This is a genomic window from Methylobacterium oryzihabitans (assembly GCF_004004555.2).
Classification (GTDB): Bacteria; Pseudomonadota; Alphaproteobacteria; order Rhizobiales; family Beijerinckiaceae; genus Methylobacterium; species Methylobacterium oryzihabitans.
The window spans coordinates 1-547 of sequence record NZ_SACP01000103.1 but is presented as its reverse complement, the minus strand read 5'-3'; the positions used below and the strand labels follow the sequence as shown (position 1 = coordinate 547).

Here is a 547-nt window from a genome sequence, read left to right as displayed (position 1 = left end):
GCAAGGCCGGCGAATGGGTGCCCAACCGCCACGGCGGGCGCGAGAACCTGGAGGCCATCGACTTCATCCGCCACCTCAACGGCGTGGCTGCCCACGAGGCCCCCGGTGCATTGATCATCGCCGAGGAGTCCACCGCCTGGCCCGGCGTCAGCCAGCCGACCCAGCAGGGCGGCCTGGGCTTTGCCTACAAGTGGAACATGGGCTGGATGCACGACACCCTGCATTACATCCAGAATGACCCGGTGCATCGCAACCACCACCATAACGAGATGAGCTTCGGGCTGATCTACGCCTATTCCGAACACTTCATCCTGCCCATCTCCCACGACGAAGTGGTGCACGGCAAGCACTCGCTGATCGACAAGATGCCCGGCGACCGCTGGCAGAAATTCGCCAACCTGCTGCACTACCCCGAGCACCAAGGCGTGCAGCGCCTGGTGGGCGACCTCAACCGCCTGTACCGCGAAGAGCCGGCGCTGCACGAGCAGGATTGCCAGCCGCAGGGCTTCCAGTGGCTGATCGGTGACGACGCGCAAAACAGCGTCTA

1 pseudogene is annotated in these 547 nt (G+C 64.4%); it reads left to right on the top strand.

Going from position 1 to position 547, the window contains the following annotated elements:
• Positions 1 to 547 (top strand): annotated as a pseudogene (locus EOE48_RS28540) (1,4-alpha-glucan branching enzyme); the annotation flags it as partial.